Source organism: Cohnella pontilimi (genome assembly GCF_005049045.1).
Taxonomy (GTDB): domain Bacteria; phylum Bacillota; class Bacilli; order Paenibacillales; family Paenibacillaceae; genus Cohnella; species Cohnella pontilimi.
On sequence record NZ_SUPK01000008.1, the window covers coordinates 259,663 to 272,661 of the forward strand.

Annotated in this window: 13 protein-coding genes and 1 riboswitch; of the genes, 12 read left to right on the top strand and 1 reads right to left on the bottom strand. The window is 52.1% G+C overall.

Annotated elements, in window-relative coordinates; translation table 11 throughout:
• Positions 1–26: 26 nt before the first annotated feature.
• The 4 genes from E5161_RS17010 to E5161_RS17025 all read left to right on the top strand — a co-directional run bounded on the left by E5161_RS17010 (position 27) and on the right by E5161_RS17025 (position 3,376).
• Positions 27–1,127, top strand: a complete 1,101-nt coding sequence (locus E5161_RS17010) for a Gfo/Idh/MocA family protein (RefSeq protein WP_211246756.1) — start codon at positions 27–29, stop codon at positions 1,125–1,127.
• 42 nt (positions 1,128–1,169) lie between these two features.
• On the top strand, positions 1,170–2,090 hold the full coding sequence (locus tag E5161_RS17015) for a DMT family transporter (protein ID WP_136779039.1): 921 nt from the start codon (positions 1,170–1,172) through the stop codon (positions 2,088–2,090).
• Between the two features lie 49 nt (positions 2,091–2,139).
• A riboswitch (PreQ1 riboswitch) is annotated at positions 2,140–2,183 on the top strand.
• Between the two features lie 132 nt (positions 2,184–2,315).
• Positions 2,316–2,819 (top strand): preQ(1) synthase, encoded by a 504-nt coding sequence (gene queF / locus E5161_RS17020; RefSeq protein ID WP_136779041.1) that lies wholly within the window; start codon positions 2,316–2,318, stop codon positions 2,817–2,819.
• A 20-nt stretch (positions 2,820–2,839) separates the two neighbouring features.
• The gene (locus tag E5161_RS17025; RefSeq protein ID WP_136779090.1) at positions 2,840–3,376 is read left to right on the top strand and encodes a VUT family protein; all 537 of its coding nucleotides are present in this window, start codon (positions 2,840–2,842) and stop codon (positions 3,374–3,376) included.
• A 56-nt stretch (positions 3,377–3,432) separates the two neighbouring features.
• Here E5161_RS17025 and E5161_RS17030 read toward each other — a convergent pair whose 3' ends face one another.
• Positions 3,433–4,671 (bottom strand): WD40/YVTN/BNR-like repeat-containing protein, encoded by a 1,239-nt coding sequence (locus tag E5161_RS17030; protein ID WP_136779042.1) that lies wholly within the window; start codon positions 4,669–4,671, stop codon positions 3,433–3,435.
• 154 nt (positions 4,672–4,825) lie between these two features.
• Here E5161_RS17030 and E5161_RS17035 point away from each other — a divergent pair, with 154 nt between their 5' ends.
• From E5161_RS17035 to E5161_RS17070, 8 genes are all read left to right on the top strand, one after another.
• A complete protein-coding gene (locus E5161_RS17035) occupies positions 4,826–5,788 on the top strand; it encodes an ROK family protein (RefSeq protein WP_136779044.1) in 963 nt (320 codons plus the stop codon).
• A 147-nt stretch (positions 5,789–5,935) separates the two neighbouring features.
• Positions 5,936–7,165, top strand: a complete 1,230-nt coding sequence (locus tag E5161_RS17040; RefSeq protein WP_136779045.1) for an MFS transporter — start codon at positions 5,936–5,938, stop codon at positions 7,163–7,165.
• 187 nt (positions 7,166–7,352) lie between these two features.
• Entirely contained in the window at positions 7,353–9,137 is a 1,785-nt protein-coding gene (locus E5161_RS17045; protein ID WP_169306738.1) for a sugar-binding protein, read from the top strand.
• A 1-nt stretch (position 9,138) separates the two neighbouring features.
• Positions 9,139–9,837: a class F sortase gene (locus tag E5161_RS17050; RefSeq protein WP_136779048.1), complete on the top strand. Its 699-nt coding sequence runs from the start codon at positions 9,139–9,141 to the stop codon at positions 9,835–9,837.
• A gap of 411 nt (positions 9,838–10,248) precedes the next feature.
• Positions 10,249–10,629 carry a hypothetical protein gene (locus E5161_RS17055; protein ID WP_136779049.1) on the top strand — a complete coding sequence of 127 codons (381 nt, stop codon included), beginning with the start codon at positions 10,249–10,251 and terminating at the stop codon, positions 10,627–10,629.
• Between the two features lie 311 nt (positions 10,630–10,940).
• Positions 10,941–11,441 carry a hypothetical protein gene (locus E5161_RS17060; protein WP_136779050.1) on the top strand — a complete coding sequence of 167 codons (501 nt, stop codon included), beginning with the start codon at positions 10,941–10,943 and terminating at the stop codon, positions 11,439–11,441.
• 231 nt (positions 11,442–11,672) lie between these two features.
• On the top strand, positions 11,673–12,080 hold the full coding sequence (locus E5161_RS17065) for an Imm7 family immunity protein (RefSeq protein ID WP_136779052.1): 408 nt from the start codon (positions 11,673–11,675) through the stop codon (positions 12,078–12,080).
• Between the two features lie 89 nt (positions 12,081–12,169).
• Positions 12,170–12,709 (top strand): hypothetical protein, encoded by a 540-nt coding sequence (locus E5161_RS17070; protein WP_136779053.1) that lies wholly within the window; start codon positions 12,170–12,172, stop codon positions 12,707–12,709.
• Positions 12,710–12,999: the final 290 nt, after the last annotated feature.

Sequence of the window (12,999 nt, forward strand, 5' to 3'; positions counted from 1 at the left end):
TCTGCGAAAATGAGAGGTTTAACATCATGGAGAAATTAAAGGTCGGCATTATCGGAACCGGGAATATCAGCGGCATTTATTTGCAAAACGGCAAACGCTTCGATTCCATGGAAATCGTCGCCTGTGCGGACATCGACGTTGAGCGGGCCAAAGCCAAAGCGGCGGAATTCGGCATCCGGGGCTGTTCGGTGGAGGAGCTGCTGACGGACCCGGAGATCCGGCTCGTGATCAATTTGACGATTCCGGCCGCTCACGCCTCGGTTTGCCTGCAGGCGCTGGAAGCGGGCAAACACGTCTATGTGGAGAAACCCCTTGCCGTTACGCGCGAAGAAGGCCGTCAGGTGTTGGAGTTGGCGGAACGCAAAGGACTGCTGGTTGGCAGTTCTCCGGACACCTTCCTCGGCGCGGGGATTCAGACGAGCGTCAAACTGATTGAAGACGGCTGGATCGGCACCCCGATCGGCGCCACCGCGTTCATGGTCGGAGGAGGCCACGAAAGCTGGCATCCTGCTCCGGAGTTCTATTATCAAGCCGGCGGCGGCCCGATGTTCGATATGGGGCCGTATTATTTGACAGCTCTCATCGCCATGCTAGGCCCAATTTCCCGCGTTACGGGATCCACCCGTATCTCTTACCCGGAACGGACCATTACGAGCCAACCCAAGTTCGGGCAAAAGGTCAAGGTTGAAGTGCCGACGCATATCGCGGGCATCATGGACTTTGCATCCGGTCCGATCGGCACGATCCTGACCAGCTTCGATGTGAAGGGCGGCTCGACGCTGCCGCGCATAGAGGTGTACGGAAGCCAAGGCACGCTGCAAGTGCCGGATCCGAATACGTTCGGCGGCCCGGTATCGATTTGGCGCGCGGGCGCCAAAGAATGGACCGCGATCCCGCTCACGCACGGCAAAGCCGAGAATGCGCGGGGCGTCGGCGCGGCCGACATGGCGAAGGCGATCCTGACCGGTCGTAACCATCGCGCGAACGGACAAATGGCGTATCATGTACTGGAAGCGATGCATGGCTTCCACGACGCGTCCGAACAAGGCGCGCATTACACGATGCACAGCACGTGCGAGAAGCCGGCGCCGCTTCCGCTCGGCTTGCCGGACTTCAGCGTCGATTGAAGCGAACGCAAACCAGCTCTTTCCTCTTAAGGGGGAACGGAAATGAACAAAACTTGGATTTATTATACCGGACTGCTGATGGCGGGTGTCTCCTGGGGCGTTAATTTCGGCGTTTCGAAAATGGCTTTGGACACCTTTGATCCCGTGTTGTTCGCATTTTTACGGTTCGGCATGGCCGTTCCGTTCTTCTTCCTTTTGCTCAAAACAACGGAGGGAAGCATCGGCGTCCCCTGGAAAACAGCGCTCCAATTCGCGTTAATCGGCCTCGTCGGAGTCACCGGACTTGAAATCGCGGTTTTGTATTCCATCAAGTATACGACGCTGGCCAATGCTTCTCTGCTCAACGTAGCCCCGTGGCCGGTCTTTGCATCGCTATTCGCGCCGTTGGTGACCGGGGAAAAGTTGACATCCCGCTTATTGACGGGCGGAGGCGCGTCAATGGCCGGCGTTTGTCTTGTCATTCTTGGCGGCGGCAGCGGCCTCAGTTTCTCGTCGGAACATCTGATTGGTGACTTGCTCGCCTTTGGCATCAGCATTGTGGGCGCTTTGTACAACGTGGTCTGTATGCCGCTCATGATGCGTTTTTCCGCTGTGCGCGTGAGTGCTTGGACGAGTCTGTTCGGCGCATTGTTCATGTTTCCGTTCACTCTGGGCGCTTGGGGTAAGGTGGACTGGAGCGGCTTAAATGCCGTGCATTACTCGGCTGTGGGCTATAATGTGCTGATCTGCACGGTGGCGGCTTTGGCGGTTTGGAACGGCTCCATGTACAAAGTAGGCGCTGCCCGCGCGAATTTTTTCCGTTACGTCGTTCCCGCGGCGGCTATGATGACCGGATATTTGTTTTTCAGCGAGTCCGTTTCCGTCTGGCAAATCGCCGGCACATTATGTATGGCGGCCGGATTGATATGGATTAGTTTGGAACGCACTGAGGGTAGCCAACCGGCGCGGTCTGTGTTATCCTAACCGATGACAACTGAAGAAGAAAATCCGGGCCGTCCGTTATACGCGGTGCCTGGGAGAGGTTCGCGAACTCCCTCTATAAAAAACTAAGGAGCCGGTCGCAACTCCGCATGCGTGCCTTTTTGGTGCGCGCTCAGGAGGCTGCGAATCTTTATTTTTTTACGCGAATCTCTTTCTTCTTTCTCAGGAATGGCCCGAGCGGCCGCGAGAAAAAAGGAGGAGTTTTTTATGTCTCATGCTGGACGCAGCCGTGACGAGCTGCAGGATATTACCCTGCTCGGCAACCAGGGGACGAAGTATCCGTTCGACTATGCCCCGGAGGTGCTCGAAACGTTCGAGAACAAACACCCGGGACGCGACTATTTCGTCAAGTTCAATTGTCCCGAGTTTACGAGCCTGTGCCCGATTACGGGTCAGCCCGACTTCGCCACGATTTACATTTCGTATATTCCGGATGTGAAAATGGTGGAGAGCAAGTCGCTCAAGCTGTATCTGTTCAGTTTCCGGAATCATGGGGATTTCCACGAAGATTGCATGAACATCATCATGAACGATCTCATCTCCCTCATGCAGCCCCATTATATCGAGGTTTGGGGCAAATTCACGCCGCGCGGCGGCATTTCGATCGACCCTTACTGCAACTGGGGTCAGCCCGGCACGAAGTACGAGCGAATGGCCGAACACCGGCTTTTGAATCACGATTTGTATCCTGAGAAAGTCGATAACCGGTAAGGAGGGACGACGTCATGAAAATGGTATTGATCGCTTTGTACTTGCTCGCCATTGCGCTGGCCAACGTGATTACCGCAAGCAACGATCCGATTCTGTGGGGCAAGCTGATCATTCCGGCAGGCTCGTTCCTCATCGGGGCGACGTTCATTCTGCGGGACTTGGTACAAAACGCGTTAGGCCGCAAAAACACTTACCTGGCGATCGGCGGGGCTATGGTGCTGTCTGCGGTGACTTCCTACGCTTTGGGAGACACGTTGTGGATCGTGGTTGCGTCAGCGGCGACTTTCCTCTGTTCCGAGACGGCGGATACGGAAATTTACACGCGTCTGAAACTTCCGATGTCGCTCAGGGTAATGTATAGCGGCGTGGTGGGCGGAGTTCTGGACAGCGTCATTTTCGTCATCGTTGGTCTGTCGCCGCTAGGTGCGGGAATTCTGCCCTGGAGCCTTGTCGGTTACGCCATCGCCGGGCAAATTATAGTGAAGCTGGTGCTGCAGTTCGCCGGTGCGCTTATCGTGCAATTCATGCCGAAAAGCAAAAACGCCATACAAGCGTAATAAAACGAAACAGCCTCTTCCCGAAACGGGAAAAGGCTGTTTTTTTGTACGCGTGATTACTGCTGAGGCTTATCGAAGGTGTACACGAGCTTCCAATGCCGCCCGCCATCAGAGGTGAAGTACATGCGGGAAGGTTCCTGGCTGTCGGTGCAGATCCACCAGGCATGGTCGGCGTCCACGGCCGCGATTTGCTGCTGTTCGTAGCCCGGATATTCGCCCTTCAGGTTGACCCAGGTTTTGCCGCCGTCCGTCGTTTTCCCGATCGTATTCGGCAGGTCACACGCCTGGCACCGACCGCCGAGGAAAGCGACTTTCTGATTCACCACGTACAGCGTGCCGGGGGAGCTGCCTGTGTTGCGCGGCACTTTTTTCTCGTCCATGGAGAATCCAGGAGCGGGACCGGATCCTGCGCCGGAATTGGCCAGCACCGGCTGCCAGTGCTTGCCTCCGTCCACGGTGTGAAACAGCGAATAAGAGGTCTGCGTCATGCCGGAACCGCCGACGACCTCGACCCAGGCGTCTTTCACGCCGGCGGAACGAATGACCGCGTAGGTTGGCACTACTTCCGACTTTCGGGTCATCACGACGGACCACGTTTTGCCGCCGTCGGTCGTTTTGCGGATCTGGAACCCGCCGGTTGCTTTGGTTACCGCCCAGCCATTCAGCCGGTCGTGGAAATAGATTTCGCCGATCAACGAAGTCGGAGCCGGTGACGGCAGCTTCTTCCACGTTTTGCCGCCGTCCGTCGTCATGGCGTTGCCGCTGAACGCTTCAGTGTCCGACACGAAATGGAAGAAGCCATAGCTGGGAACAGCTCCGGCATCGGTCCAATGCTTGCCGCCGTCCGTCGATCGAATCAGCTTCACGCCCCGCTTGTCGCCGATATCGAGCGCAGCCCAAACTTTGTTCGCGTTCAAGGCGAAAATTTGCGTGACCACATACGGGTGCTGCAGAGTGACGGACCAATGCTTACCCCCGTCGGCCGTGCGCGCAATCCAGCCGTCTCCGCCCGCCCAGCCGACAGAGGAGTCGGCGGCCCGGACGGCCGTCACTTTACCCGTCCTTTTGGGTGCGGACTGTTCGAATGTGGATACAGACGGCGGCTTCACCGGAACCGTTAGCAAGGAAGACGAGTCGCTTGTCGGCGTAATGGGCGGCTCCTTGGCGGTGGGCATGACAGCGGCGTCTTGATGGCCGGAAACGTCGGACGTATTCCCGCCTGCAGCGCAGCCGGCCGTGGCGAGCAGCAGCGACAGGAACATCAGCCATACAGCACGTTTAGGGTACCTATTCATGTTGTCATCTCCTTTTTGACCTTATATCCGTTAGACGAAGCGATTTTGCAAAAGGTTGTAGGTATCGAGCATTGACGGGCGGTACATTTTGGCATACGATAATGCCGATCTCATAACATTGTCCGGATGAACAGCGATAAGGGAGAGGCTTGGTATGACGATGGAATCGGCATTCGCCGGGATCGACCTCGGCGGCACCAAAATGCTTGGCGTCATTGTGGATCAGAATGGCCGCGTTCTGGTTTCAGAGGAACAGCCGACATTGGCGGCGGAAGGGCCGGACGCCGTGATCACCCGCATGGCGAGCTTGGTTCGGCGTTTGATCGAAGAAAGCGGAAGGCTGGTGTCCGGAGTCGGCGTCGCCACCGCGGGTACCTTGGATCCGAAGGACGGGACGGTTCAGTTCGCGGGCAATCTCGGTTGGACGCAAGTGCCGCTTGGGCGCACGCTTGAGCGAGACCTTGGATTGCGAGTGACCGTGGAAAATGACGCGAACGCCGCAGCCTACGGGGAGTGGAAAGCCGGAGCGGGGCGGGGGACGAGGGATTGCGTGTTCGTCACCGTGTCTACCGGGATCGGCGGCGGAATCGTCAGCGACGGGAAGCTGATCCGGGGACGTTCCTCCAGCGCGGGAGAACTCGGCCATATTACGATCGATTGGAACGGACCGCTCTGTCCTTGCGGCAATGTGGGCTGCCTCGAATTGTACGCTTCAGGCACCGCCATCGGGAAAGCGGCGGCGGCCGCGGCAGCCGCCGGCGAGGCGGAAGGTCTAGCCTTGCTGCAGCTTGCCGGCGGGCAGGCGGATCGGATCACCTCCCGTGAGGTGGCGCAAGCTGCCGCATCGGGCGATCCGTTGTCACAGCGTATATTGCGCGAAGCAGGGCGGGCGCTCGGCATCGGACTGGTCAGCCTGGTGCATGTGGCGAATCCGGAGCTGATAATTTTGGGCGGCGGCGCTTCCCGGATCGGAGAGCCTTTGCTGGGTCCGATGGAAGAGACGTTCCGCAAGTATGCCATCGCTTCCTTGGGAGAGGGAGTGCGGATCGTGCCGCCGCAGCTCGGCGCGCAGGCCGGCGCGATCGGCGCTGCTTTGATTTCGGAGCAGCATCATTGACGGGGGACCCGCCAACGGCGGGTTTTTTCTGCTTTCTCCCCAAAAAGTGACGAATGCCTTCGTAGATTATTCCGATTACTTTTTGGGGACCCCTGGCTGGATGAGCGTCACTTTTGGGGGATATGAGATACTTCAGGGGGAAACAGGATGTCCACGATCGCGGAAACGCGCAAGACGGCGGCCGCCGCGGCCGTCGTGCTGCCGGTGTTGCTCGCAGTCAGCGCCGTACACTTATTGAACGACTCTATGCAGGCGGTCGTGCCTGCCATGTTCACCATTCTCGAAGAATCGCTGCATTTGTCGTACACGCAGGTCGGCTGGATGTTGTTTGCGCTCAATATGACTTCTTCCGTCATGCAGCCTGTCGTCGGTTCGTACACCGATAAGCGCTCATCTCCGTATATGATGCCAGTGGGCATGTTTCTGAGCCTCATCGGCATGGTGGGCATCGCGTACGCCGGGAACTTCTGGCATTTGGTGTTCGCCGTCGTGTTCATCGGGCTCGGATCCGCCATTTTTCATCCCGAAGGCTCGAGGATCGTTTATTTGGCGGCCGGAGGACGGCGCGGCTTCGCCCAATCGGTATACCAGGTCGGCGGGAATGCGGGCAGCTCGCTGGCGCCGCTGATGACGGTTTATATTTTCGCTCCGCTTGGCCAAGTCGGCGCGGTCTGGGGAACGCTGTTCGCGGCAGCTGCCATTGTGATTCTACTGGTTCTCGCACCTTGGTACAAAAGGCGGCTGGCGGACTGGGAGGAACTCCGGGCTCAGCGGCGCTCGGCTGCCAAGCCCGGAGCGTCTCTTCTGGAAGAAGCGAATCATCCGCGCGTCAAGTTCGCGATGGGCATGCTGATTTTCCTTGTGTTTGCCCGCTCTTGGTACCACGCGTCCATCAGCGGCTTTTACCAGTTTTATCTAAAGGCGCATTACGGCCTGACCACGCAGGAAGCGCAAATTCCGCTGTTTCTGTTTTTGGCGGCTGGGGTTTTCGGTACGTTTTTCGGCGGTGTGATGGCGGATCGGTTCGGCATGAAAAACATGATCGTTTTCTCGATCTGCGGAGCATCTCCATTGGCGCTTCTGCTCCCCCACTTGCCGCTCGTTTGGGTGTATCCGGTCATCACGCTGCTCGGCTTCATCATTTTGTCCGGCTTCTCGGTTACTGTGGTGTATGCGCAGTATCTGATGCCTGCCAAAGTCGGCATGGCTTCCGGCTTGACGACCGGTCTGGCATTCGGCATGGGCGCCATCGGAGCCGTAGCGCTCGGAAAGGCGGCCGATCTGTTCGGTCTGGCCGATGTCATGCGGTTTTGCAGCGGTTTGCCGTTATTCGGATTGCTGGCAATGCTGCTCCCGACCGATCGTCCGAAAGCATGAAAAATAACTCATAAAGTCAGCCGCAGTCGCGGTAATCCTGTCGATTTTGACCGGATTGCCGCGATTTTTTTTCGTAAGAAACATGAAAATTTTATAAAGTTTAAGTTTAAACCATCGATTGCAAGGTGAATAAATTGGCAGAAAGCCCAATATATATTTCCCCGGTGAGGGGAGGAGGATGTGGAGTATGAAAAAGTGGGTTTCTTTGCCGCTGGCCTGCGCGTTGGCGATGGCGGCGCCTGTAAGCGCTTTTGCTACGGGGGTGGATGCAACAGGAGGCTTGCAATTCAAGCTGAACGGTCAAAACGTTGTTTTCAACAGCGCAGACGACAAGGACTTTGAGTACCACGGCAATGTATTTAAAATTTTGAACGGCAATCAATTGCTAATAAACGGAAAAGTTCTGCAGCTCGGCGACACGGTAATCGATCTCGGCAAGGCGGGTACCGTCGAACTCAATGGAGACGTACTCATCGTAAACGGAGTGTCCTACAACATCGGCGACTTGCTCAATGCGAAAGTTAAAGTCTTCGTGAACGGCCAACCGGTGGAGGTCAAAAACAACACGTTCACGATCGGCGGTAATGTCTTTGTTGTCGTCGGCAAGCATTTGCTGGTCAACGGCAAGCTGCTGAAGCTGGGAGACGTCGATCTGCAGCTAAGCGACGATATCAGCCTCGAACTGATTGGCAACATGCTCAAAGTGGGCGGCAAAACGATCGACATCGGCGACTTGCTCAATACGACGGTCAAAGTGACGATCAACGGCCAACCGGTTGAGATCAAGAACAACACGTTCACGATCGACGGCAACGTATTCGTCATCGCCGGAAACCGCTTATTGGTCAACGGCAGTGTCGTGAAAGTGGGGGACGCCGTTCTGCAGTTGAATGCGGACGACACCCTGGAATTGAATGGCAGCCTGATCAAGATCGCGGGCAAAACGATCCATATCGGCGGCTACCTCAATGCCATCCTTAAGGTGAAGGTCAACGGCAAACCGATCAACTTGAACGGCAACAGCTTCAAAATCGGCAAAAATGTTTTTGTCATCAAAGGGCATGAGCTCTGGATCAACGGTCAATTGCTCATGGTAAACGGCCAACCGGTGGTTGTGGCCGACGGCACGCTGGAAGTGAACGGCAACGTGCTGAAGCTCGGCGATTTGAACCTGGATTTAGCGAAAAGAGTGCTGGTCAAACTGGACGGCAAAGTGGACGATATCTGGGATAACGCGAAATTGGAATTTTTCAAGGATGCCAAGACCGGCCTGGAAGGTTCTTACCGGCTCTTGTACGACGAGGATAACCTGTACGCATTGGTTACCGTAAACGGAGCGGCGAAGCTCTGGAAAGACAACAAAGAAGCCTTCCTTCTTTCGCTGTTCTACAAAGGAGACGACCAAGGTGAAAACGGCAAGGGCGTTGGTTATGTCGTGATCAGCTGGCCGGATCTGAAGGTTTATGTGAACGGCGAACATAAGGGAGCTCTGAAGGCCGATAAGCTTGTCAAAGCTGTTTCGGTCAACGGAGACGACGTCGTCCTGGAACTCAAGCTGCCTTACGAGAACTTAGAAGGCAAATTCCTGACCGACCTGGATAAACTGGGTCTCTATCTCGGACTGAACGGCCTGCAAGCCGGAGTTGACGTGAACGGCCAAGTGGTGATTCCCACTGTCGATCTCGGAAGTCTCACACCGGCCCAATTGAACGACATTATTCTCAACTGGCTGGGAACGTTGGGGCTGAATATTCAAGTCGACACGAATAACGGCGGCACCGGCGGCACGGGTGGCACTGGCGGAACCGGAGGCACCGGCGGCGGCGTTACAGTCACTCCATCTCCCGCACCGGGCGGAACGGGCAACGGAGGAACGGCGGTCGGAGGAGTATCCGACAGCGACAACTCCGGCGTAATCCCGTCGGATATGCCGAGGACGGGTGAAGGCGGCGCCAGCGAGTGGACGGACTGAGATGAAACGCAGACTCTTTCTCGTCCCGATCCTCTGCTCGCTGCTGTTGGCCGGCTGCGGACAGGGACTGAAGGAGTCCCCTGCGGAAGCCCGGCAGGCGGCGCCGGCGGAAAGTTCGGCGACGCAGTCCGCAACTCCGGCTTCATCCGGGAACGAGGCGGCTCCCGCTGAGCCCGAAGCTGCCAGCTCGGCAGCAGCCGGTCAAGACCGCTCTGGTGCCGGCCAAGTTGCCGCCAAGGACAGCCCGGTCAAAGCAGGAATTATGCCGGAGCAATTAGAAATTCCCGCGATCGGGGTCAAAGCCAAAGTGCAGTCTCTTGGGCTGACCAAAGACGGGGCGATGGACGTCCCTCACAACGGAGACGACGTCGGATGGTTCAAGCCCGGCTACCGGCCCGGCGCCCCAGGGCATGCCGTAATTGCCGGACATGTAGACACAAAAACATCGGTAGCCGTTTTCTTTAAACTGAAGAATTTGAAAAAGGGGAATAAAGTGATCGTACGAGGGCGGGACGGCGAAGAGATTGTTTTCGAGGTGACCGGATCCGAGACGTATCCATACGACAAAGCTCCTCTAGAAAAAATATTCGGACCGTCCGACCGGCCGCTGTTGAATCTGATCACTTGCACCGGCCTGTACAGCAAATCCAAAGGGACTCACCAGCAGCGTCTGGTCGTCACGGCGGAACTGGTATCGTGAATAGATAGAACGGCGAAGCACAAAAAAGCGACTAACCTTCGAAGGGTAACTTCATAGGTTAGTCGCTTTTATTTGTACGCGAAAGAGACAGCGATCTCCAATAATCTTGCTAATACTTATTATCGGAGCAAGCCCATTCAGTAACATGCAAGTACAATGAAGGGTGCCTAACATCTACAGGTGGTTACTCCGCTATTAAGCAGGACAGATTATTTTACTTCGCGAATACCTTAAATATGGAAAATTAGCGAAGTTCGCAAATAAGACGTTATAGGAAATCAACGCAAATCAAAATAATAACATTCATCCCTACGAATGAAATCGGTATCTCCAGTGCCATTTTCTTGAGTTATTAAAGCGTTTGATGCATGATGTTTAACTCAATACATTAATAAAAGGGTGAATAGCGAAATGGAATTGCAACTTATAATTGGATTTATTTTAATGATTTTAGGTGCGATTATTATCTCGTGTCCGGATAATAATCAAAGATTATTTTCAATTAGCCATGAGCATGGCCCATCTTTACTGGATTTTATAGGAATATTGATTCTTTTATTTGGATATTTCTTTATCATCATAAGAATTTGGAAATATCAAAAAAATTTAAGAAAATATTTTGAAACGAAGATCTTTAGAATTTTACTCTTTATGAGTGGCTTAGGGACAGGTTTGTTAATTGCTTCGGTTGCAGGGGATTTTAAGCAATGGTGGATTATTGGATGTTCTATACTAACACTAATACAGATTTTAGCTATTTACGCCATCATAAATAATAAGGGTAGAAATTAAGAAAAGATTGTAGTTAGGCAAGAAAACCAACCACAAAAATACATAAATAAAGAACGTGAGTAGTAATCTCGAGGAAGTCGTTGACATCCTATAACAATGTGTTCACGCATCGGGGCATACGCCCCTCGGTCCGCCAGAAGCGAAGCATATTCGATTGAGGAAGCTCAGAGTTCGGCGAGGCAGATTCAGCGGACATATCCGCACCGACTAACCGCATCGCGGCCGCTCACTTTCGTTCGCTTAAGTCGGTGGGACGTCGTGAACACGGAAACGTTATAAGAAATCCCCGCAGAACAAAAAGAAAGGAGAAAATGATGAACCGAAAATTCGTTAGTTTATTCATGCTAATTCTATTAGTAGGCAGTTCTTTAAGTAGTAAGGTAGAAACCTTTTCTTTACGAACATATACATCAGAACACGAAGCGTTAAAAAATTTGATTAGTGAATATCAAATAAAAGGTCCACTATATCAATTAGTCTTAGAAAGAGACAATACTTTACTCCTATTAACGGTAGTCAAAAAAGGCGTGTACTCTGTTGGTGAAATTGTAGAAGAAGAAGGTAAATATTCGGCTTATAAGTTGTCCAGTGATGTTAATATAAGTACTTCATTAAGTGCGAGATGGGAATTTAGAACCTTGGAAGGAGAATTCTTTACAATATCAATTTCAAAAGACAAACAAAGTGATACCCAAGTGTTTTTCGAGAACCTCCCTATATATGCATCCATTTTTCAGGGTCAAGTGCTAAATAAAAGAGAAGCTGAATTAACGAACATATTAAGATCCTACATTCTTAAAAATGTAATTTAGGTGTAATGCTTCGAAGGCGGGGACATCTTATAACATCGTATTCACGCATCTCAGCCTGGCGGCTGCTCGGTCCGCGCGAGGCATTTTCGTAGGAGCAGAATCAGCGGACAACCCTGCGAACCTAACCGCGTTGCGGCCGGCTCCTCCGGAGCCTTAAGATTCTCGGGTTCGTGAATACGAAGAACGTTATATGAAAGATGTCAAAATTCGAAAAACAATAGGAGACAAGGCATGTATGAATTCCATGGTTGGGCAGTATTACGGTATCACACACACGATACAGATTTTGAAAAGCAAGAGGCTCATTTGAAAATCTTACTTAATTTCATCTTTGACATTGACACTGAAAAAGTCGTGTCAATTAAACAGAGGAATGGATTGGATTCCTTTTTAATCTCAGGACTTCATAATCATAAAGCCGAATACGTCTTAGAAATCTTCACACGAATTGCTGAATTGATGCCTGGTTCTTACGGTCTGCTGTACATTCATGACAATGAAGAATTCACTGATGAGAAGAACAATAAATTTATAGTTTGGAAATTGGCAAGAGGACAGGTCATTGAACAAGAAGATAATTATTTGTCTCCGTATATTCCAACAGTTGAAGATCCCTATGATAAAGATAGATTCGATTGATTTTAGTTTTTCGAAGAAGCGACATCCTTCATATAACACCGTATTCACGCATCGCAGCCGCCCCTTTGGGGCTTAAGGTTCTCGGGTTCGTGAATACGAGAGACGTTATCGGACAGTACGGCAGAAAGGGTGCAAACTTAATAATGAAGAAGATAGTGGTAATCTCATCACTTGTTCTATGTTCAGTAATAATAGTATTAATATTAATTTTAACTAAAAGGACAAGTATAAATACATTTGAGAATAAACAATTTGGTATTTATTTTGAATACCCCAAGGAATGGAAATTGAATAAATCATCTTATTCATCTGATTCACTAATTATTTCGCTGTGTCCAGACAATAAAAACACAACAATAGATATCTTAATAAAAATGCCACAAGACTCTGAGTGGATTGATTTAATGTTGGACAATTTTAAAGAAAATGATGAAGTTGAGTCTGAAGTGAATTTCGGTAATTATACGGCAAGAAAAATAGATCGGATAATGGGAGATAATCATATAATCTCTTATGGTTTAAATACTACTGACAAATCAGTATGGTTATTACAATCCACACAAGGAGATCAACAGAACGTTCGTGTAATAGATGATGTATTAAAATCCATGGAAATAAGTAACTCATAGTAGGCCATACCATCCGATAACACCGTATTCACGCATCGCAGCCTGTTGGCTGCTCGGTCCGCCCGAGGCATTTCTAGGAGCGGATCCAGGCGGACAACCCTGCGAACCTAACCGCTTCGCGACCGCCCCGTTGGGGCTTAAGGTTCTCGGGTTCGTGAACACGAGGGACGTTATCTGAAACTGCTGAAATCATTTTTGAAAATCTAATCCAAAAGAGATTTAAGGGAGTGATGACGTGCCCACTATTCAGTCAGAAATAATAATCAGTGGGAACTGTCAGTCGCTTTATG